Genomic DNA, 20,357 nt, shown 5'->3' on the forward strand with positions numbered 1-20,357 from the left:
ATGATTAAAGATTTTATTTTGCCCGACATAGGCGAAGGTGTTGTCGAGTGTGAACTGGTGGAATGGTTGGTGGCTGAGGGCGATACCGTCGCCGAAGACCAACCCGTTTGTGATGTGATGACAGACAAGGCACTGGTGCAAATTCCTGCGCCTTTCCCCGGTGTTATCAGTAAGCTTTATTACGCCAAGGGTGAAATTGCCAAGGTGCATGAGCCTTTGTATGCCGTGGAAGTGGACGCTGTAGACAGTGAAGTGCCAGCAGCCAATGTGGCCGGCGCCGATATCGCTGCATCTCCTAGCATTAACGCTGCGGCTGGCGGTAGCAGTCAGGTGGAAGACTTTATGCTGCCGGATATTGGCGAGGGCATAGTCGAGTGCGAACTGGTGGAGTGGCTGGTCGCAGAAGGCGACACTGTGGTTGAAGATCAACCCATCTGCGATGTAATGACAGATAAGGCACTGGTGCAAATCCCGGCGATGAAGGCCGGTAAAATCGTCAAGCTGCACTACCGTAAGGGGCAGTTGGCCCAAGTGCATCAGCCTCTGTTTGCCATTGAAGTTGCCGCAGAATCAGGCAGTGCACCTGTGGCTCAAACCGCTGCAGCAAGTGCACCATCAGGCTCAGCATCTACCGTCTCTCAAGCCCAGACTCAAGCCCAGAGCGGCTCGCAAACGGCTGGCTGCAGTATGGTGCCCCAGGGTAAGGCACTGGCGAGCCCAGCGGTAAGACGTATGGCTCGCAGCCTGGATGTCGATATCGCCAAAGTGCCCGGCAGCGGCAAAAACGGCCGGGTCTACAAAGAGGATATTGAGCGTTTCCTTAAGGGGGCTACGCCTCAGGCACAAGCCCAACCCCAAACTTTGCCACAGGGCCAAGTGCAAACCGGCGCAGCGGCAACCGCAAACGACAGGGTAGAGCCTATCAAGGGTGTTCGCGCTGTGATGGCGCGGATGATGACGGAGTCAGTTTCCAGCATTCCGCACTTTACTTACTGCGAAGAGCTGGACTTGACCGAGCTTATCGCCCTTCGTGAAGCGATGAAGGCCAAGTACTCCAATGACGAGCTTAAGCTGACCATGATGCCTTTCTTTATGAAGGCCATGTCGCTGGCGCTGACCGAGTTTCCGGTGATCAACAGCCGAGTGAACGCCGATTGCACCGAGCTCACCTATCTTGGCCGTCATAACATAGGTATGGCCGTTGACTCCAAGGTTGGCTTGTTGGTGCCCAACGTCAAGGATGTGCAGGATAAGTCGATTCTGGATGTCGCCGCCGAAGTTACCCGTCTGACCCAGGCAGCGCGCTCGGGTAGAGTCGCACCGACCGATCTTAAAGATGGCAGCATCTCTATCTCCAACATAGGCGCTCTGGGCGGCACTGTGGCGACACCTATCATCAATAAACCCGAAGTGGCGATTGTGGCCTTGGGTAAGGTGCAAACCCTGCCGCGTTTCAATGCCAAGGGTGAGGTCGAAGCCCGTAAACTGATGCAGGTCAGTTGGTCCGGTGACCACAGAGTGATAGATGGCGGCACTATTGCCCGCTTCTGTAATCTGTGGAAACAGTATCTCGAGCAGCCGCAGGAAATGCTGCTGGCGATGAGATAATCATAAAGGCCCTGCAATGCGGGGCCTTGTTTTAGGTGTGCTTCGGGAGCAGCACTATTCTTGCCTTCTTAAGGCAATGGCTTTATTTGATCCCAAGCACAAAGTGGTTACGATTTGATGGCAGATTTCGTATAATCGCCAACAGTATTAGTCGCATTGGGTCTGTTATGAGTCAGGTAGCACCAAGCATAGAACACATTCAATATCCTTTCCCGCCAAAACCGGTTCCCTTGTCTGAACAGGAAAAAAGCGAATACAAAGCCAGGATCAAGCAACTGCTCAAGGAGCAGAATGCGGTGCTGGTTGCCCACTACTATACGGATCCTGAAATTCAGGCACTGGCCGAGGAAACCGGTGGCTGCGTTTCCGACTCGTTGGAAATGGCGCGTTTTGGTCGCGATCATCCTGCCAAGAAGCTCATCGTTGCCGGGGTTAAGTTTATGGGGGAAACCGCCAAGATCCTTAGCCCGGAAAAAACCATTCTGATGCCGACTCTGGAAGCCACCTGTTCTCTGGATGTTGGCTGTCCTATTGAGCAGTTCAGTGCCTTCTGTGATGCGCACCCGGATCACACTGTTGTGGTCTATGCCAACACGTCGGCTGCGGTCAAAGCCCGGGCCGATTGGGTGGTGACTTCCAGCATAGCGCTGGAAATCGTTGAACACCTGGATAGTGAAGGCAAAAAAATCATCTGGGGGCCAGACCGTCACTTGGGCAGCTATATTGCCAAGCAAACCGGTGCAGAAATGTTGATGTGGCAGGGCGAGTGTATCGTTCACGATGAATTCAAGGCCAGGGCCTTGCGTCAATTAAAGGCGCAGCACCCGAACGCCGCCATTCTGGTCCACCCTGAATCTCCGGCGAGTGTGGTGGAAATGGCCGATGCGGTAGGTTCAACCAGCCAGTTGATCAAAGCTGCCCAGACCATGGACAATGATACCTTTATCGTGGCCACCGACAGAGGCATCTTCTACAAGATGCAACAGGCAGCACCGGGCAAGACCCTGATTGAAGCCCCAACCGGCGGTGAAGGCGCCACTTGCCGCAGCTGTGCTCACTGCCCCTGGATGGCAATGAATGGCCTCAAGGCGATAGCCAGTGCGTTGGAAAGCCAGGACAACAGCCAGCATGAGATCTTTGTCGATGAAGCGCTGCGTCAAGGGGCTCTGGTGCCTCTGACCCGGATGCTGGATTTTGCCAAGACCCTCAACATGCAAGTCAAAGGCAACGCCTGATAAACCCGCAAGAGTTTGAACCAAGTCAAAGAGCCTGCAAATGCAGGCTCTTTTTCCATTTACACTCGGTTTCATCGACTATACTTGCCGACGTATGCTAAAAATTGTATTTCATAGCAATAAATTAGTAAGTTAGCTGCTTAAAGGATGCATCAATGAAATGGCAATGGATTGAAAATCTTCCTCTGAAACACAAATTTCTCTTGGTTATCCTGCCGCCTTTTATTGCGGCAACCCTGTTTGGTATTTTGTTGTTCAGCGATCGGCTGTCGCTCGCCAATGGCCTGGAAGAAGTGCTGGATCTCAGTGAACTGGCGGTGGTTAACTCGGCGCTGGTGCATGAGCTGCAAAAAGAGCGCGGCATGAGCGCCGGTTATCTCGGCTCCAAGGGCAAGAGCTTTGCCGACAAACTGCCGGGCCAGCGGCAACTCACAGATAATCAACTCCAACAATTCAATGATTTCTTGAATAATCATCAGCTTCCCACCGATTTTGCCGCTGATTTAACCGAGGCAAGGAACAGCATTGCCCGCTTGAGAGAAATTCGCAGCCAGGTTGATAGACAAGGGATAAGCGTTGCTGAAGAAGTGGCGTTTTACACTCAGCTGAATAAATTATTGTTGTCGATTGTCGATCTCAGTGTACAGAAGGGCGGCGATCAACAAATTGCCATGCAAGCTGCAGCATTCTCGGCCTTTTTGCAGATGAAGGAACGCGCCGGTATCGAGCGAGCCGTACTGAGTTCAACCTTCGGCCAGAGTGAGTTTAAACCCGGTGTCTATCGCAAATTTATCACTCTGGTTTCCGAGCAGGACGCTTATCAGGAAAGGTTTGTGGCCTTGGCTGATGAAACCGCACTCAAGAATTTAAAGGTATTGCAAGCCCAAGCCGCAGTGGCTGAAGTGGCTCGCTTGAGGGAATTGGCCTTTGGTCAGAAAGCCGAAGATCTCAAGTCTCAATCTCCCGAAACCTGGTTTACCCAATCCACTGCCCGTATCGATCTTCTGCATAAGTTTGAGCAACAGCTGTCAGACAAACTGCTGGCAGAGACTCTGAGTAAACAGCAAAGCGCAGCCAATCAGACCTGGCTTCTACTCGGGATCATGGTGATAGGTCTGATCATTGTCAGTTTGGTCTCCAGCATCATACTCAAGTATCTGCACGGCAGCTTGAGGGAGTTACATCAGGGCGTAACCCGAGCCCGGGCTCACTATGACTTAAGCGTGCGTTTGCCCCATACGGGCAAAGATGAATTTGGCGAGCTGGCCGAGTCTTTCAACAGTATGATGGCCGACTTTGAACAAGTAATACTGCGCGTCCGCTCCAGCAGCAAGACCCTGCTTGGAGTGGTGCAACAGATGGAACAACACTCGACCCAGATGCAAGCCGATGTATCTGTTGGCTACAGTGAGACAGAACAAGTGGCTTCGGCGATGACAGAAATGAGCTCAACCGTACAGGAAATTGCCTCCAATGCGGTACGGGCCTCGGAAGCGTCCAATCAAGCCAGCACTGAGGCCAGGGAAGGGAGCCTGGAAGTGGGGCGCACGGCATCGGCCATCAATGAACTGGCTGAAGAAATCAGTTATGCCGCCGATGCAATATCCAAACTGGATAAAGATATTCACGGCATTGTCAGTGTGCTGGAGGTCATTAGTGGCATAGCCGAGCAGACCAATCTCCTGGCTCTGAATGCCGCCATCGAAGCTGCCCGGGCCGGCGAAATGGGCCGCGGCTTTGCCGTGGTGGCCGATGAGGTGCGCAATCTGGCGCAGCGGGCACAATCTTCCACCGAAGATATTCGTAATATGACAGTAAGGCTCAAACAGGGCGCCGAAGTGGCGGTAGCCGCCATCACCAAAGGCAAGACGCAGGCGGGTACCAGTGTCGATGAGGCCAATCGCGCCGGTGAGGAACTCAGACGCATAGTTGAGCACGTGGAGGTTATCGATAGCATGAATGAACAGATAGCTGCCGCGACCCATGAGCAGTCGGCCGTCTCAGAAGAGGTGAATCGCAACGCTATGAAGATCAGCGATATTTACCGCAATACTCAGGATATCGCCAATGAGCTTGGCAAACTCAATGAGCTGTTGATTAAAGACGCCAATAAGATGAGTGATGAAGTGAGCAAATTCCGCCTCAATGAGCATTGATTGCAGCATTTTTCACCCGCTTTGTTCAGCAAACGCGCAAACGGATATTATGGCGGATTTTTGCTTGACCGGCATTCGCCTTTTGCGTAAAGTACCGCTCCATCAAGGGGATAGAGATATCTCTTGCTGAATGTGTTGATACGCACAGTAAATAGTATCGATGCGGTGAGGTGTCCGAGTGGCTGAAGGAGCACGCCTGGAAAGTGTGTATACGGCAACGTATCGAGGGTTCGAATCCCTCCTTCACCGCCAGATTTAGACGACGGGGTTCAGTTTAGGCTGAACCCCGTTTTCGTTTGTAAAGCCCAGGGGATGATAGGGAAGTCATCTCAGACTGTTCTGTCCTTCAAGGCTAAAAACCAAGCGAACGGATGATAATGCGCGATAAAGCATTGACCTGGCCTTTGGAGTTCTCTATAGTAGCGCCCCGTTGAGACGCAATGTCCAACGTATGGTGAGGTGTCCGAGTGGCTGAAGGAGCACGCCTGGAAAGTGTGTATACGGCAACGTATCGAGGGTTCGAATCCCTCCTTCACCGCCAGATTCTGATAACGGGATCCAGTATTAACTGGGTCCCGTTTTTCATTTCCGAACCTAACCGACATCACAAACGGGCTGAAGTCATCCGTAGCGCACTTCGTTGTCATATCCATGACAAATTTCCTTTCTGAGTGAATATCCTTCAAGTAATAAATTAAATGACTCAGAATCTGCCAAGGAGACTGTAACCCGGGCGAGGACAATGGTATAAATGGAGCCGATTTGTCCCTACATGTCCAATTACAGGAAAGCTGTCATGATTTTTTCTCAGATTACCGCCGCGCCGGCCGATCCCATTCTTGGTTTAACCGAGGCTTTTAAAGCCGATCCCCGCACGGATAAAGTCAACCTGGGTGTTGGCATCTATAAGGATGAGGCTGGCCAGACCCCGGTACTCAAGTCGGTCAAGTTGGCAGAGGCCAAGTTGCTCGAAGAGGAAAAGACCAAGAGCTATCTCGGTATCGAAGGGGTTGCCCTGTATAACCAGGCGGTTCAACAACTGCTATTCGGTAAAGACAACGTCATAATCGCCGATGGCCGGGCAGTAACGGCTCAGGCGCCGGGAGGTACCGGCTCACTGCGGGTCGCTGCCGAGTTTGTCCTGAGCAACACAGACAGCAAAACCATTTGGATCAGCAACCCAACCTGGGCCAATCATAAGAACATTTTCGAAACCGCCGGGCTTGAGATCAAAGAGTACAGCTATTATCAGGCAGAAACCCATGCTCTCGACTTCGATGCCATGATGACAGATCTGCAACAGGCGAGTGAGGGTGATCTTGTGCTGCTGCACGGCTGCTGCCACAATCCGACCGGTATCGATCTGAATATCAATCAATGGCAGCAAGTTGCCAAACTGTGTGCCGAAAAGGGCTTGGTTCCCCTGTTTGACTTTGCCTATCAGGGCTTTGGCACTGGAATTGAAGAAGATGCCCAAGGGCTCAGAGCCGTTGCCGCCTTGGTGCCGGAGCTGCTGGTTGCCAACTCTTTCTCGAAAAACTTCGGGCTCTATAATGAGCGTATCGGCGCCGTGACTCTGGTGGCCAAAGACAGTGAATCTGCTGCCCGGGCTTTCAGTCAGGTTAAGCGCGCCATTCGCGCCAACTACTCAAACCCGCCGGCTCATGGTGCCATGATTGTCAGCACTATTCTCAACGACGTTGAACTTAATGCCCTGTGGCAGCAAGAGCTGACTGAAATGCGCCAGCGCATAGCCAGCATGAGAACCCTGTTCGTTGAGAGCCTCAAGGCCGAAGGCGTCGATCGCGACTTCAGCTTCATCTCTCGTCAAAACGGTATGTTCAGCTTCTCGGGCCTCAACAAGGAACAAGTTGCCAGGCTTAAAGATGAGTTCGGCGTCTACATTGTCGGCTCCGGCCGTATCAGTGTTGCCGGGATGACCAAGACCAATATGCCGGTTATCTGCAAGGCGATAGCCAAGGTGCTCTAAGCCTGTTGGATTTTGCCAAACTTAAAAAGGACAGCTGCGGCTGTCCTTTTTACTTATCCGGCCACAAAAACCTGTCTTAAAAAATGCTGCTCAGGCAATGAGTTTCTTCGGTTGCAGAGCTTGCACCAGCGCGCTGACCAGGGCGTCTCTGTCGTGGCAGCCACTCTGGATTGGGTCGGCAAGCGGCGAGCGATAAATCAATCCTTCCTGCGCAGGCTGACCATGACACAGCACAGCATCAATACGCCCGGTGCCTATGAGTTGCTGACACCAATCCAGTTTGGCATTGAGACTGAGTTCGCCCGCCACAGAAGCCTCGGGCTTCAGATTATCGATAAATACCACTTTAGCGGCGCTGTTTTTAATGGCGGCGGCCAACTCGGGCAACAGCAAAGGCGGCATCAAGCTGGTGAGAAAGCTTCCCGGGCTTAAAATTATCAGTTCGGCAGCTGTCAAGGCCGCCACCGCTTCCTCTGTGGCCCGAACCATAGGTTCAAGATTCATTGCCACGGGCCGCTCTGCCATGCTGTCGACTTCCAGTTCACCAAACACCTTACTGCCGGAGACATCGAGTGCCAAAAGGTGTGTGGGTTGTTCCGACATGGGGTACAGACGGGTCTCGATTTTGAGCAGGCCGCGGATAAGATTGATAGCCTCAAGCGGCCGGACGCAGAGCTGATCCAACGCAGTCAGGATAAGATTGCCCAGGTTATGGCCGCTGAGCTCGTCCTGGCCATCAAATCTGTATTCGAACAACAAGGAGCCAACAGAAGGTTTATGGGCCAGCTGGCTGAGACAGTTGCGCAGATCGCCCCAGGCGATACAGTCATTGCTGTTTCTTAACCTGCCAGTGCTACCGCCATTGTCTGTTGTCGCCACTATGCCGGTGAGGTGGTTACCCAGAAACGCCAAGGCTGACAGGACTCTTCCCAAACCATGGCCACCGCCAATGGCAACAACTTGCCGATATTGACTGAACAACTGCGCTTGCATAGCGGATCCTTGCTGCGGTTTCAAACCCTTACATTCTACATTAGTGGGGGAAAGCTGCCAGCGGCTGATTTTGTGAAAAGAGATATCTGACATATAATGCGCGGACATTTTCCCCGTAACCTTTGGGCAACAGGCAAAAGGAAAGACTGATTGAAAACCGGAAAACTTGGCTCATTTACCCTGGCACTGGCTTTGGTGATCCTGTCGGTATTGGCACTGAGAGTGTATTTGATACCCAGCTTGAAAACCGCCGAGCAGACTTCAGCGCCACTGATAAAGAACCAATTGGGCGTCAGCTTGATCCCCGATTTCAGCAGTATCAGTGTTGTCAGCGACAAGAAACAGGCGTTTTTTGACTTCCTGCGTCCGGCGGTGCAAAAACAAAACCGGATTATCGCCGAGGAACGTAAATTCCTCGAGCAGGTGCAAAAACATCTGCAAAACCAGCATCAGCTCAATGATGCCGAGCAATATCGTATTCAACGCTTGGCGGAAAAGTATCAATATGCCATGCGCGCTATCGATAGCGACAGCATCAATAAATTGCTGCGTCGGGTCGATGTGATCCCCGAATCTATGGTACTTATCCAGGCGGCCAATGAGACCGGCTGGGGCAGCTCACGCTTTGCCCGCGAAGGACTCAATTTCTTTGGCCAATGGTGTTTCAAGAAAGGCTGCGGCTTGGTGCCGCAGTCACGCACCGAGGGTATGTCCCATGAGGTTGCGGTATTTAAATCGGTCGATGATTCCGTGGCTTCCTATATGCGCAATCTTAATTCCAATGCAGCCTATTCTCTGTTTCGCTCCATTCGCGCCGATCTCCGTAGCCAGCAAGAACCGCTGACCGCTGAAAAGCTGGTCTATGGTTTGGTCAACTACTCGGAGCGTCAGGAAGCCTACATAGACGAATTGCTCGATATGCTGCGTCACAACGAAGAATATTTGGTGGATAACCATGTCGAAAAAACTGCTGTTTAGTGCACTCTTGTTGCTGTCACCCTCTTTGATGGCGAGCCAGGTATCTTTGAACTACGCCGACTTTTACGCACGGATGAAAGTGATGAATAAGGGGAATTATCAACTCATAGATCTGGCGTTTACAGTGCCTGAAACCCAGAGCTGTCAGGTGAAAGCCGGCAGTATAAGTACAGAGACTGAGCGCTTTCCGCTGACCTTCGATGCCGGCCAACGGCTATTCATTCCCTTTGATGAAAAACTCAAGAATGCCAGGGCCTTGATTAATCTTGAGATTGCAGGTGAAGGGCAAGGCTGTGGCATTGGGATGCAGCTCAGAGTGCGTAATCCCAAGCAAGAATACAGCGGCGACGAGCTGAGAAACATCAGCAGTCAAATGAATGAAGCGCTGAAGCAGATGCAAGGCTTTCCCATGAAGTACTTCGCCAAGCCTATCTCGGGTTTGAGCATAGAGTTTAGCGGCAGTGAAAATGGTGCTTGGTTCGATGGCCGCCACCAGGCGCTGGATAAGCGCTATGAACTCAGTAACGAGGAAATCGCGTTACTTGAGACTCTGAAGTTTGACGCTACCCCCAAAGTGATCAGCCCTTGGGTCGCGCCAGGCAAATGACAAACGAGTAACCGCTAAACCCGCTGGGTTTAAGCAGAGCCTCGCATTGCGGGGCTTTTTTATGTCGTATGAAGCACAGGTTCAACATGAAACCGATATATCGCCTCTCCTGCAACATATAGAATAATGCGGTTAGCATTTTGAGATCGGAAGTAAAATGATTGAATTAAAGCAGGCTATCGCGACTGAGATTGGGCAATTCGTGGCAATGGAACAGTTGCAAAATACGGCCGACTTTATCATGCCTTATCCGGCGGAAAAGCATCTGGCCGAAATGACGAAGGATACTGTCCACTATCTTTCGATTTATCAAAATGAGTTACTCGCGGGTTTTATGATTTTGGTCGAGGATAAGCCGAAGGAGATAGAGTTCAGAAGAATTGTTGTCGCCCATAAGGGTCAAGGTTTAGGTCAAAGGGCGATGCAATTGATGGAAGAGTATTGCCTTAATGAGTTAAACGCTTCACGTATCTGGCTCGATGTATTTGCTACTAATCAGGTTGGCCGCCATATCTATCAAAAGCTGGGCTATTGTGAATTCGATGCTACTGAAATCGATACTACAGAGGTCAATGGCAAGCGTTTGCTGTTTATGCAAAAGTGGCTTTAGTTTTGATAGTGGCTTTAGTTTTGATGAAGTAAACGGCAGTAAACAGAGCATTTCCGAACAAGCACCAAGTGCTTGTTCGGAATAGTTGTATCAAGGCTGATAGATGCCAACCACTTCGATACGTTGGCTTTGATCAGCATGTTTGGCAGCACTGTCGAGCTTGATATGACCGCTGTTGCTGACATCCATAAAGTCAAAGGCGGGTAAATCGGCTTCGGCAACTTCCCCGCTGGCAGGAGCATCCGGATTGCGCTCCAGTGCCATAAAGTCAAACACTGTGCGGTCAACACCCTGGGACGGCGCAGTATTTTGCATCGCAGTAAAGATGGTTTCGATACGCCCGGGGAACTGTTTGTCCCACAGCTTGAGCATATTTTTGACCTCGGCGCGCTTGAGGTTTTCCTGGGAGCCGCAAAGGTTACATGGAATGATAGGGAAGGCTTTCAGCTTGGCGTATTCGGCAATGTCTTTTTCACGGCAATAGGCGAGGGGACGGATCACCATATTGGCCCCGTCATCCGATAGCAGCTTGGGTGGCATGGCCTTCATCTTGCCACCATAGAACATGTTGAGGAACAGGGTTTCTATGATGTCGTCTCTGTGGTGGCCGAGTGCTATCTTGGTGGCTCCTATTCGCTGGGCAAACCCATAAAGGGTACCGCGGCGCAGCCTGGAACAAAGCGAGCAGGTGGTCTTGCCTTCGGGGATCTTATCTTTGACTATCGAATAAGTGTCTTTTTCAAGAATATGGTAGGCCACGCCTAAACTATCCAGATAGGCCGGCAGCACCTCTTCCGGGAAACCGGGCTGTTTCTGATCCAGATTGACGGCGACAATTTCAAACTGCACAGGTGCACGCTGCTGCAGATTCAACAAAATGTCCAGCATGGCATAGCTGTCTTTGCCGCCGGAGAGGCAGCACATCACGCGATCGCCTTCTTCAATCATATTGTAATCGGCAATGGCGCTGCCTACTTCGCGGCGTAAACGCTTTTGCAGTTTGTTGAGACGAGTGATTTGTTTCTTATCCAGCTCTTGCATAACTTCAGACATAAAAAATAAGCGCCCAGTAACACTATGGTTCAGGGCGCGTATTATTCCAGCTAAAGCCGGTCGGGTAAAGGGGCGACTCAGGCCAGAGGCGACTTATAACCGTCGGGTTTGACCGCCAGCAGATCGCAGTTGACCGAATCTATCACATGTTCTGCTGTGTTGCCGATAAGCGCGGCAGAGAATCCGGTACGACCCACAGTACCGAGAACGACCAGCTCGGCGTCCAATTGCTCTGCCAGCTCAGGGATAACATCCTCAGGCAGACCTTCTTTCACGTGACAGTGGGCGGTATCAACCCCGTAGCTGTTGGCCAGATAATTGACCCGTTGCTCGTGCTGCATGCGAATGGTTTCGTTGTAAGTGTGGGCATCAAAGTCCGGCAGTTCAATCGCCAGGTTGACCGGAGTTCCCGGATAACCGTTAACCAGGTGCACCTCGGCATCGAACTTGGCTGCAAGCTCTTGAGCATGTTCAATGATCTTGCCGTTCAGGGATTGATGTTCTTCATCTTCAGAAGCAACGTTAACTGCGCAGAGAATTTTACCTTTTACCGGCCAGTCATGCTGTTTTACCAGCAACACAGGCACGGGAGCCTTACGCAACAAGTGCCAGTCGGTGGGGGTGAAAATAACCGCTTTGAGTTTGTCGTGCTCATGGGTGCCTTTGACTATCAGGTCATATTCTCCCTGAATGGCAAAGTTGATGATGCTCTCAAACGGGCGGTTGTGCCACAGTACTTCACTGTCTATCTCGAGTCCGGCTTGCTGGTGCGGTTTGAGCAGATCAGCGATCCAGGCTTTACGTTGGTTAATCACCCCTTGACGCATGGCCTCACGTTCCTGATTGGAAAGAATTGAGGTCATTTCATAGGAGAAATCAAAGATAGACAGAAAGACAGTGATCTTGGCCTTGCTGCGGGTGGCGAGTTCCACCGCGCGGGCAAGAGCAGGTTGCTGTTCTGATGTAGGGTCGACTACGACCAATAGCTTTTGATAGTCCCTCATGGCTTTTTCCTTATTCCGCAGGATATACCTATATCATGCGATATTGGCTGTGATTTGTATTGCTTGAGATCAATATATTGAATCGCTTGCTATCTTGCTATCCGGGCAGCTCCAGCCAACCTGTCGAGCTCTTCCAGATCCAGTATAGTGATATATTTGCCTTTCACTTCAATTAGTCCGGCCTTTTGGAACCGTCCCAGCAAACGACTGATAGTTTCTACCGTCAGGCCAAGATAGTTGCCTATATCACCACGGGTCATGGTGAGGCGAAATTCCCTAGGGGAGAAGCCACGGCTGCCAAAACGAGCGGCCAGGTTACTGATGAAAGCGGCCAAGCGTTCCTCGGCATTCTTTTTGCTTAGCAGCAGGATCATCCCTTGGTCACTCATGATTTCATTACTCATCAAGCGCATGATCTGTTGTCTGAGTTTGGGCATGGTACCTGAGAGCTCATCCAGAGTATTGAAGGGGATTTCACAGACCATAGAGGTTTCCAGGGCCTGGGCAAAACTCTGGTGTGACTGGGCATGGATACCGTCAAAGCCTATGACATCACCGGCCAGATGGAAGCCGGTGATCTGCTCATCACCCTGTTCTGTGATGGTATAGCTTTTAATCGTTCCGGAGCGAATAGCATATAGAGACTTTAGCGGATCTCCGGACTTGAACAGCTGTTCACCTTTCTGAATGGGTTTCTTGCGTTCGATAATGTTGTCAAGCTGATCCAACTCATTAGTGTTGAGCGTAAAGGGAATACACAAGGTCCCCATGCTGCAATCATGACAATGAATGGTACAGCCCCCGGCAGCAGGGCGACGATGCTTGTTGTTGTCTATTGTCATAGTCTTTCTCAAGTAAAGCGACTCTTCCCATGTTAAACCAATTCACTGACCCCGGCTAGTCGAGCTGAGCCAAGGCGATATAGAGTGTTTGGATCCCGAATCCAACCAAGAGTAAACCGGCAATTAAACGCACGGCGCGCTTTTGAGCCCAGTCGGCCAGCGCCTTGGCGGCAACCCCGGCGCTGAGCAGGGCAGGTAATGTTCCCAAACCGAAACAAAGCATAATAAGCGCGCCCTCGCTGGCGCTGCCGCTGGCCACGGCCCAGGTAAGAGTGCTGTATACCAGCCCACAAGGCAACCAGCCCCAGACCATACCAGCCAATAAAGCCTGCCCGGGGTGAGTCACGGGTAACACTTTTTGGGACAATGGTTTAAGTAAATGCCACAATCCCTGACCCAGGCGCTCAATCTGCACCAGCCCTACCCAGATGCGGGCAATATAGAGCCCCATGGCGATCATCATCACACCGGCAATGAGCCTGAGCACCAAGAGGTAAATATCGATATCAAACAGCATGCCAAGCCCAGCGGCAGAACCACCCACCAAAGCGCCGGCCAGGCTATAACTGAGAATACGGCCAAGATTATAGGGAAGCAGAAACGAGAGTTGTTGCGCCAGCGGATTCTGGCCTCGACGGGCAGCGGGAAGCTGGCTGGAAAAGGCGCCCACCAAACCACCGCACATACCAAAGCAGTGTCCGGCTCCCATTAGGCCCACTAAAAAGGCACCAGTGAGGTTATATTCCATTGCCTCTATCCTGAGGCGCTTGAGTGACTTGAGCTTCAGCCGTTTGAGATTGCTCCTGTTGCGCCTTGTTGTCCACAGGTTCCTCATCAAACAGAATCGACACACTGTGGCGCTCGAGATCGTCAAATTGATCCGATTTTACCGCCCAGAAGAAGACACCAACAGCAATCAGCACAAACAGCATGGCGATGGGGATTAGTACGTAGATAATACTCATAAGCGAACCCTGAGAAGTCTGAGGCTGTTGCTGACAACGATCAGCGAACTGGCCGACATGCCGATGGCGGCGATATATGGTGCGACATGGCCTGTAACGGCCAGAGGCAGTATAAGAAGGTTATATCCCAAAGCCCAGGCAAGATTTTGGCGAATGATACGATTGGCTTTACGGGCAACCGCTATGGCTTGAGTAAAACGCCATAGATGATCGCCAAGCAAAATCAGATCGGCGCTGTTTTTCGCCAGCGCAGTGCCACTGCCCATGGCGATAGAGAGATCGGCGCCGGCAAGCACAGGGGCATCATTGATGCCGTCGCCGAACATGGCCACCTTATGTTGCTGTTGCAAACGGCGTACATAATCGAGTTTATCTGCCGGGCTCATGTCTGCGTGCACTTCCGCTATGCCCACTTGCCGGGCCAGGGATTCCACATGGGGCCGGGTATCACCGCTGGCAATCGCCAGACGGATATTGTTTGCCTTGAGTGCCTCGACCGTATCCTTGGCGTCTTCCCTCAGCCTGTCCTGCAAAATAAAACTGGCCACCAAGCCTTGCTCATCGGCAAGGAACACTTGTTGCTGTTCACTGGGGGCGAGCTCGATTCCAACAAACTCGGCGTTGCCTATCTTAAAATCGCGACCGTTGATCTTGCCGCTGATGCCGCGAGCCACCTGATGATGCACCTCGTTGGCTTCAAGAGCGCCGGCATAAGGGCTAAAGGCCAGGGCTATCGGGTGCAGTGAACCGGCTTCAAGCGCTGCCGCCACTTGTTGCACCTGCAACTCGCTATACTCAGGCTCACGGCCTATGGTGATGCGGGTTTCCAGCAAGGTCAGATTGCCGCAGGTAAGGGTACCTGTCTTATCAAAGACCACGGCATCAATTTGCGGCAACTTTTCAAACACTCCCGCTTTACGGGTAATCACCCCCAGGCGGGTGAACAGCGCAGTGGCGCAGGTCACAGCCGTCGGGGTTGCCAAGGCCAGCGCACAGGGGCAGGTAGCCACCAACACAGATAGAGTGACCCAGAAGGCGTCTTCGGGCGAGAACTGGTGCCATACCAGATAAGTGATGGCTGCGATGCTGAGTATGGTGCCGGAGAAATAGCGCGACAGCTTGTCGGCCGTCATGGCGACGGCTGGCTTATTATTGGAGGCCAGTTCTTGCAAACGGATGATCTCTGCCACCAGTTGGTCCTGGCCTATGGCGTTCACCCGTACTTTAAGCGGTTGATCCTGGTTGATGGTACCGGCATAAACCTGAGCTCCCGGTAGTTTGCTCTGTGGCATCTGCTCACCGGTGAGCATGGCCTCGTTGACGGCGGAATGGCCTTGCTCTACCAAGCCGTCGGCGGGGATCACTTCCCCTGGGCGCACAAGCACCAGATCGCCTATTTGCAAGCGCTTGGCGGGGATCTCTTCGCTGCTGCCATCATCTCCGATACGCTGGGCGGTCAAGGGCACCAACTTATGCAGGTTACTCGAACTGACTGAGGCTTTTTGCCGCGCAGCCTGCTCAAAATAGCGCCCAAGCAGCAGGAAGAAGGTGAACATGGACACAGACTCGAAATAGACTTCGCCTGTGCCTTGTACTGTCGCGATACAACTGGCGATATAGGCGCCGCAGATGGCAATGGAGACAGACACGTCCATATTGAGCCTGCCGGCGAGCAGGGCCCGCAGGGCACTGAAATAGAAAGGCTGCGCCGAGTAGAACACCACAGGTGCGGCAAACATCATGCTCACCCAGCGGAAATAGTCGCGATATTCCACCTCAAGCCCGGTAAAGTAACCGGCGTACAGCGCCAGGGCGAACATCATCACCTGCATGGTGGCAAAGCCCGCCAAGCCAAGCCTCAGCAGAAACTTACGGCTGTTCTTTTTACTCTGAACTTCCTGATCATCCAGCTGGTAAGGTGCCGCCTGATAGCCGATGCGGCCGATTTGATTGAGTATTTCAGACAGTTTGATGTCGGCCGGGCGCCAACTGATGAGGGCTCGTTGAGTGGTTGAGTTGACCTGCACCGAGACTATGCCGGGCAACTGCTTGACTTTGTGCTCGATGAGCCAGGCGCAGGCGGCACAGGTAATGCCGTCAATCGATAGCGAGACCGAGGTTTGATTGCCCTGATCGTGCACAAAGTCCTGTTGCACTTCGGGAAGGTCGTAGGCACTGAAGGTCTTGAGCTCATCCGGGACCAGGGCGTTTTGCCTGCTGCCGGGTTCGGAGCGAAATTTATAGTAATTGGTCAGCCCGGCATCCATGATGGCCTGAGCCACCGCCTGACATCCAAGGCAACACATAGGCTGAGCCTGACCATCAATCACTGTACTGAACTGCATGCCCGTGGTGACGGGCTCCCCACAATGAAAACAGACTGTATGTGTCATGACAGCACTCAATTGAGCCAGTAGGTTTTATCCGCTTCTATCTGCAGTCTTTGCTGCAAACGCCATTTACGGTCAAATCCTTCGACTCGTACAACCCAGGCGCCATCTAGCGACTCATTGGGAATATAGCGATATACCTTGGAGGCATCGGCAGTCAGCATTTGGGTAAAATCCTTTTCTGCCAGAGTAGGGTGGTAAAACTCCAGGTTCAGTGCCGCCAGATACTCTGGGCCGCCGTGCTGGGTTATCAGGAGTTCGCCATTGTGCCATTCAAGGGAAAACTGCATTCCCAATTGACGGGCATATTGAATTTTATGGATGTCCTGGTTAATTGCCTTGCCGTTTTTGTAGTAGTCATCGGCAACCAGGGAGTCGGAGTTGGTGAGGGCAATACGCAGAGTGGCAAAACTGGCTATAACGGCGCACATGGGCAAAACGATAAGAAACCAAGGCCAGAACTGCTTATACCAGGCTTGTGGAGCGCTCATACTGTTTACCTACTATTCTATTTGGGCGGCTATTCTATCGCGAAAGCGGTTTTTTAAAAACAAAGGCCCCGAAATTATCGAGGCCTTTGAAAAGTCAAACGAACTTACTTCTCAGCCTGATGTGACAAGCTATATACGTAAGCTGCAATAACGTGAACTTTCTCTTCGCCGAGAACGTCTTTCCACGCCGGCATAACACCGCTGCGGCCGTTCTTGATGGATTCCATAATCACGCCACGGCTGCCGCCGTAAAGCCAGACATTGTCGGTCAGGTTAGGGGCGCCCATCAGCTTGTTACCTTTGGCATCCATACCGTGACAGGCAAAACAGCCCTTCATAAATGAACCTTGGCCCTTGGCGGCCAACGCGGCATCATGTTCACGACCGGACAGGCTCACTACGTATTCAGCCAGACCAGCAATTTCGCTGTCATCGATAGGCAGACCACCTTTAGGCGGCATCATACCGTGACGACCGTTCATTATGGTGGTCTTGATAGTTTCCAGCTCGCCGCCGTACAACCAGTCACCGTCGGTCAGGTTGGGGAAGCCTTTGCCACCGCGACCTGCCGAGCCGTGACACTGGGCACAGTTCTGCAGGAACAGACGGCCACCGACTTTCAAGGCCTCTTCATTCTTGACCAGCTCAGCCAGTGGCGTTGCTTTGTAAGCTTCGAAGATAGGGCCGTACTTTTCATCGGCCAGCTTCACTTCCTGATCGTACTGAACCCAACGGCCTTCTTCTGTTGCGTCAGCAATCGCCTTGGCGGAGTCGGCCTTGATGCCTTTTTCAGTACCTATGCTCTGGTTGGAACTGCTCCAGCCAAGCAGGCCTTTGTAGTTACCCAAGCCAGGGTAAAGTACCAGGTAGAGCAGACCAAAGACGATGGTGATATAAAAGAGATAGCTCCACCACTTAGGCAGTGGGTTGTTGATCTCTTGAATACCATCATAGCTGTGGTCCATCAGGTCGCCTTCTTTAATCTCCGGCGTGGTGTTTTTGGAGCAGAGCCGTAGCAGAATAAAACATCCTGCGATCACCAGTAAGCTGAGTACGGTGATCCAGATACTCCAGAAGTTACTCATTAACATTATTTGTGTTCTCCTGAGTCCTTCGCATTCTGGTGTTGTTCCTCATCGGAAAACACCAGATTAGCTGCTTCGTCGAATTGCTTTTGACGACGCGAGCTATATGCCCAAGCAAATATCCCGACAAAAACCAGGATCAAAACCAGCGTAATAATCCCTTGCATTGTGCCGTAGTCCATATTTGCCTCCTTATTTCAGTGCGTGTCCCAGCGACTGCAGATAGGCTATCAGCGCCTGCAGTTCAGTCTTGCCTTCAACGGCTTTTTGGGCGCCTTCGATATCTTTATCTTCGTATGGCACACCAAAACCACGCATCACTTCCATTTTCTTGGCTGTGTATTCACCTGTAAGGGTGTTTTCAGCAAGCCAAGGGAAGGCAGGCATGTTGGACTGAGGAACAACGGCACGGGGATCGATCAGGTGAACTTCATGCCATTTGTCACTGTAACGACCACCCACACGGGCCAAGTCGGGACCAGTACGCTTAGAACCCCACAGGAAGGGGTGATCCCAAACAGACTCACCGGCAACCGAGTAGTGACCGTAACGTTCGGTTTCGGCACGCAGCGGACGGATCATCTGGCTGTGACAGTTGTTACATCCTTCACGGATATAGATATCACGGCCTTCCAGCTGCAGGGCTGTGTAAGGCTTGAGACCGGCAACCGGCTCAGTGGTATCTTTTTGGAAGATAAGCGGCGTGATCTGCACCAGGCCACCAATACTGATGGCAATCACAGTGAAGATACCCAGCAGGCCGACGTTCTTCTCAACTATTTCATGATTGAATTTCATCGTTACTGCTCCTTATGCGGCTTTGGCTTCTGCGATGGCAGGCAGAGAGTCTTTAGGGGCATAAACAGTGCGCAGCACGTTGTAAGCCATGATCAGCATACCCGTTACGAAGAAACAACCACCCAGGAAGCGGACGAAGTAGAACGGATAAGAGGCTTCCAGACTTTCAACAAAGCTGTAAGTCAGGGTGCCGTCTGCGTTCACTGCGCGCCACATCAGACCTTGCATTACACCGGAGATCCACATGGCAACGATATAAAGTACGGTACCGATAGTCGCCAGCCAGAAGTGCAGGTTCACCAGCTTGGTGGAGTACATGCGGCCATGACCAAACAGCACAGGGATCAGGTGGTACAGAGAACCGATAGACACCATGGCAACCCAGCCAAGTGCACCAGAGTGAACGTGACCAATGGTCCAGTCGGTGTAGTGAGACAGAGCATTTACTGTCTTGATGGCCATCATAGGACCTTCGAAGGTAGACATACCGTAGAAGGACAGAGACACCACCAAGAAGCGCAGAACCGGATCGGTACGCAGTTTATGCCAGGCACCGGACAGGGTCATGATACCGTTGATCATACCGCCCCATGAAGGAGCGAACAGGATCAGTGACATCACCATACCCAGAGACTGAGTCCAGTCGGGCAGGGCAGTGTAATGCAGATGGTGAGGACCAGCCCAGATATACAGGGCAATCAGTGCCCAGAAGTGGACAATCGACAAACGATAAGAGTAAACGGGACGCCCGGCTTGCTTGGGAACGAAGTAATACATCATTCCGAGGAAACCGGCAGTCAGCAGGAAGCCTACCGCGTTATGACCGTACCACCATTGCACCATGGCATCGACAGCACCGCTATACAGTGAATAAGACTTCCACAGGCTGACAGGAACAGCCATGGAGTTCACTATGTGCAGTACAGCGACTGTGATAATGAAGGCGCCAAAGAACCAGTTGGCCACATAGATGTGGGAAGTGGTTCGTTTGATAATGGTACCGAAGAACACGGTCGCATAAGCGATCCAGACTACGGCGATGGCGATATCAATAGGCCATTCCAGTTCGGCGTATTCTTTACTGCTGGTGATACCCAGCGGCAAAGTGATTACGGCCGAGAGAATGATGGCTTGCCATCCCCAGAAGGTGAATGCAGCCAGTTTAGGTGCAAACAGACGGGTCTGACAGGTGCGTTGAACGACATAATAGGATGTGGCAAAAAGGGCTGATGTGCCGAACGCAAAGATCACAGCATTGGTATGTAACGGTCTTAAACGACTGAAAGTTAACCAAGGAGTCTCAAAGTTCAGCTGTGGCCAGATTAACTGAGCCGCGATAAGTACACCTAATGACATACCAATAATGCCCCACAAAACTGTGGTTAAGGCAAATTGGCGGACAACGGTGTAATTGTAATCAGCGCCTGTTGGCTGGGAATGGTTCATCATATTGCTTCCACTGCTTATTACTTTTACTTGTTGTTCAGTAAAGGACTGGCCTTTACCTGTTATAAAATGACTCGAGTGAAGGCGTCCCCTATGAGAGTCACAC

General features: G+C 51.8%; 19 protein-coding genes and 2 tRNA genes. 9 read left to right on the forward strand and 12 right to left on the reverse strand.

The genetic code is table 11. The annotated features are described in order from the left end of the window. The 6 genes from HCX89_RS10460 to HCX89_RS10485 all read left to right on the forward strand — a co-directional run bounded on the left by HCX89_RS10460 (position 1) and on the right by HCX89_RS10485 (position 6,989). Positions 1-1,608: a dihydrolipoyllysine-residue acetyltransferase gene (locus HCX89_RS10460; RefSeq protein ID WP_167715996.1), complete on the forward strand. Its 1,608-nt coding sequence runs from the start codon at positions 1-3 to the stop codon at positions 1,606-1,608. 167 nt (positions 1,609-1,775) lie between these two features. Next, a complete protein-coding gene (gene nadA, locus HCX89_RS10465; RefSeq protein WP_071238161.1) occupies positions 1,776-2,843 on the forward strand; it encodes a quinolinate synthase NadA in 1,068 nt (355 codons plus the stop codon). 155 nt (positions 2,844-2,998) lie between these two features. Beyond that, positions 2,999-4,999, forward strand: a complete 2,001-nt coding sequence (locus HCX89_RS10470; protein WP_096141769.1) for a methyl-accepting chemotaxis protein — start codon at positions 2,999-3,001, stop codon at positions 4,997-4,999. A 164-nt stretch (positions 5,000-5,163) separates the two neighbouring features. Further along, positions 5,164-5,251: transfer RNA gene (locus HCX89_RS10475), tRNA-Ser, on the forward strand. A gap of 201 nt (positions 5,252-5,452) precedes the next feature. Further along, positions 5,453-5,540, forward strand: a tRNA-Ser gene (locus HCX89_RS10480). Between the two features lie 255 nt (positions 5,541-5,795). Next, positions 5,796-6,989 carry an amino acid aminotransferase gene (locus tag HCX89_RS10485; protein ID WP_167715998.1) on the forward strand — a complete coding sequence of 398 codons (1,194 nt, stop codon included), beginning with the start codon at positions 5,796-5,798 and terminating at the stop codon, positions 6,987-6,989. A 90-nt stretch (positions 6,990-7,079) separates the two neighbouring features. On the opposite strand, the gene yvcK is transcribed toward HCX89_RS10485, so the two are convergent. Continuing rightward, entirely contained in the window at positions 7,080-7,982 is a 903-nt protein-coding gene (gene yvcK, locus HCX89_RS10490) for a uridine diphosphate-N-acetylglucosamine-binding protein YvcK (RefSeq protein WP_071238158.1), read from the reverse strand. 150 nt (positions 7,983-8,132) lie between these two features. On the opposite strand from yvcK, the gene HCX89_RS10495 reads away from it, so the two are divergent. The 3 genes from HCX89_RS10495 to HCX89_RS10505 all read left to right on the forward strand — a co-directional run bounded on the left by HCX89_RS10495 (position 8,133) and on the right by HCX89_RS10505 (position 10,177). Then, a complete protein-coding gene (locus tag HCX89_RS10495; RefSeq protein ID WP_025887408.1) occupies positions 8,133-8,960 on the forward strand; it encodes a glucosaminidase domain-containing protein in 828 nt (275 codons plus the stop codon). Then, positions 8,938-9,567 carry a DUF2987 domain-containing protein gene (locus HCX89_RS10500; protein WP_028779901.1) on the forward strand — a complete coding sequence of 210 codons (630 nt, stop codon included), beginning with the start codon at positions 8,938-8,940 and terminating at the stop codon, positions 9,565-9,567. Before HCX89_RS10495 ends, HCX89_RS10500 begins: the two co-directional genes overlap by 23 nt. A 157-nt stretch (positions 9,568-9,724) precedes the next feature. Beyond that, on the forward strand, positions 9,725-10,177 hold the full coding sequence (locus HCX89_RS10505) for a GNAT family N-acetyltransferase (protein ID WP_167715999.1): 453 nt from the start codon (positions 9,725-9,727) through the stop codon (positions 10,175-10,177). A gap of 90 nt (positions 10,178-10,267) precedes the next feature. Here HCX89_RS10505 and ttcA read toward each other — a convergent pair whose 3' ends face one another. The 11 genes from ttcA to ccoN all read right to left on the reverse strand — a co-directional run bounded on the left by ttcA (position 10,268) and on the right by ccoN (position 20,254). Continuing rightward, complete coding sequence (ttcA, locus tag HCX89_RS10510; protein ID WP_044735811.1) at positions 10,268-11,230, reverse strand: tRNA 2-thiocytidine(32) synthetase TtcA; 963 nt, start codon at positions 11,228-11,230, stop codon at positions 10,268-10,270. A 77-nt stretch (positions 11,231-11,307) separates the two neighbouring features. Further along, positions 11,308-12,234: a universal stress protein UspE gene (gene uspE, locus HCX89_RS10515; RefSeq protein ID WP_039032955.1), complete on the reverse strand. Its 927-nt coding sequence runs from the start codon at positions 12,232-12,234 to the stop codon at positions 11,308-11,310. An 89-nt stretch (positions 12,235-12,323) separates the two neighbouring features. Continuing rightward, complete coding sequence (etrA, locus tag HCX89_RS10520; protein WP_025010389.1) at positions 12,324-13,076, reverse strand: electron transport transcriptional regulator EtrA; 753 nt, start codon at positions 13,074-13,076, stop codon at positions 12,324-12,326. A 55-nt stretch (positions 13,077-13,131) separates the two neighbouring features. Continuing rightward, complete coding sequence (locus HCX89_RS10525; protein ID WP_167716001.1) at positions 13,132-13,824, reverse strand: sulfite exporter TauE/SafE family protein; 693 nt, start codon at positions 13,822-13,824, stop codon at positions 13,132-13,134. Continuing rightward, on the reverse strand, positions 13,814-14,041 hold the full coding sequence (gene ccoS / locus HCX89_RS10530) for a cbb3-type cytochrome oxidase assembly protein CcoS (protein ID WP_054745823.1): 228 nt from the start codon (positions 14,039-14,041) through the stop codon (positions 13,814-13,816). Before ccoS ends, HCX89_RS10525 begins: the two co-directional genes overlap by 11 nt. Continuing rightward, positions 14,038-16,434 carry a heavy metal translocating P-type ATPase metal-binding domain-containing protein gene (locus tag HCX89_RS10535; RefSeq protein WP_107111356.1) on the reverse strand — a complete coding sequence of 799 codons (2,397 nt, stop codon included), beginning with the start codon at positions 16,432-16,434 and terminating at the stop codon, positions 14,038-14,040. The genes ccoS and HCX89_RS10535 overlap by 4 nt, the downstream gene beginning before the upstream one ends. An 8-nt stretch (positions 16,435-16,442) precedes the next feature. Then, complete coding sequence (locus tag HCX89_RS10540; protein WP_025010384.1) at positions 16,443-16,922, reverse strand: FixH family protein; 480 nt, start codon at positions 16,920-16,922, stop codon at positions 16,443-16,445. A gap of 104 nt (positions 16,923-17,026) precedes the next feature. After that, the gene (gene ccoP, locus HCX89_RS10545; protein WP_025890018.1) at positions 17,027-18,007 is read right to left on the reverse strand and encodes a cytochrome-c oxidase, cbb3-type subunit III; all 981 of its coding nucleotides are present in this window, start codon (positions 18,005-18,007) and stop codon (positions 17,027-17,029) included. Between the two features lie 5 nt (positions 18,008-18,012). Then, positions 18,013-18,189, reverse strand: a complete 177-nt coding sequence (locus HCX89_RS10550; RefSeq protein WP_025010383.1) for a CcoQ/FixQ family Cbb3-type cytochrome c oxidase assembly chaperone — start codon at positions 18,187-18,189, stop codon at positions 18,013-18,015. A 10-nt stretch (positions 18,190-18,199) separates the two neighbouring features. Next, positions 18,200-18,805, reverse strand: a complete 606-nt coding sequence (gene ccoO, locus HCX89_RS10555) for a cytochrome-c oxidase, cbb3-type subunit II (protein ID WP_025010382.1) — start codon at positions 18,803-18,805, stop codon at positions 18,200-18,202. Positions 18,806-18,817: 12 nt separating this feature from the next. Beyond that, positions 18,818-20,254, reverse strand: coding sequence for a cytochrome-c oxidase, cbb3-type subunit I (gene ccoN / locus HCX89_RS10560; protein WP_028779894.1), 1,437 nt, complete (start codon positions 20,252-20,254; stop codon positions 18,818-18,820). Positions 20,255-20,357 lie beyond the last annotated feature (103 nt).

This window comes from Shewanella sp. Iso12 (assembly GCF_012030025.1).
GTDB classification, from domain to species: Bacteria; Pseudomonadota; Gammaproteobacteria; order Enterobacterales; family Shewanellaceae; genus Shewanella; species Shewanella algae.

Coding starts and splice junctions, on each gene's coding strand:
- HCX89_RS10460 (WP_167715996.1), top strand. CDS start 1: ATGATTAAAGATTTTATTTTGCCCGACATAGGCGAAGGTGTTGTCGAG.
- nadA (WP_071238161.1), top strand. CDS start 1,776: ATGAGTCAGGTAGCACCAAGCATAGAACACATTCAATATCCTTTCCCG.
- HCX89_RS10470 (WP_096141769.1), top strand. CDS start 2,999: ATGAAATGGCAATGGATTGAAAATCTTCCTCTGAAACACAAATTTCTC.
- HCX89_RS10485 (WP_167715998.1), top strand. CDS start 5,796: ATGATTTTTTCTCAGATTACCGCCGCGCCGGCCGATCCCATTCTTGGT.
- yvcK (WP_071238158.1), bottom strand. CDS start 7,982: ATGCAAGCGCAGTTGTTCAGTCAATATCGGCAAGTTGTTGCCATTGGC.
- HCX89_RS10500 (WP_028779901.1), top strand. CDS start 8,938: ATGTCGAAAAAACTGCTGTTTAGTGCACTCTTGTTGCTGTCACCCTCT.
- HCX89_RS10505 (WP_167715999.1), top strand. CDS start 9,725: ATGATTGAATTAAAGCAGGCTATCGCGACTGAGATTGGGCAATTCGTG.
- ttcA (WP_044735811.1), bottom strand. CDS start 11,230: ATGTCTGAAGTTATGCAAGAGCTGGATAAGAAACAAATCACTCGTCTC.
- uspE (WP_039032955.1), bottom strand. CDS start 12,234: ATGAGGGACTATCAAAAGCTATTGGTCGTAGTCGACCCTACATCAGAA.
- etrA (WP_025010389.1), bottom strand. CDS start 13,076: ATGACAATAGACAACAACAAGCATCGTCGCCCTGCTGCCGGGGGCTGT.
- HCX89_RS10525 (WP_167716001.1), bottom strand. CDS start 13,824: ATGGAATATAACCTCACTGGTGCCTTTTTAGTGGGCCTAATGGGAGCC.
- ccoS (WP_054745823.1), bottom strand. CDS start 14,041: ATGAGTATTATCTACGTACTAATCCCCATCGCCATGCTGTTTGTGCTG.
- HCX89_RS10535 (WP_107111356.1), bottom strand. CDS start 16,434: ATGACACATACAGTCTGTTTTCATTGTGGGGAGCCCGTCACCACGGGC.
- HCX89_RS10540 (WP_025010384.1), bottom strand. CDS start 16,922: ATGAGCGCTCCACAAGCCTGGTATAAGCAGTTCTGGCCTTGGTTTCTT.
- ccoP (WP_025890018.1), bottom strand. CDS start 18,007: ATGAGTAACTTCTGGAGTATCTGGATCACCGTACTCAGCTTACTGGTG.
- HCX89_RS10550 (WP_025010383.1), bottom strand. CDS start 18,189: ATGGACTACGGCACAATGCAAGGGATTATTACGCTGGTTTTGATCCTG.
- ccoO (WP_025010382.1), bottom strand. CDS start 18,805: ATGAAATTCAATCATGAAATAGTTGAGAAGAACGTCGGCCTGCTGGGT.
- ccoN (WP_028779894.1), bottom strand. CDS start 20,254: ATGATGAACCATTCCCAGCCAACAGGCGCTGATTACAATTACACCGTT.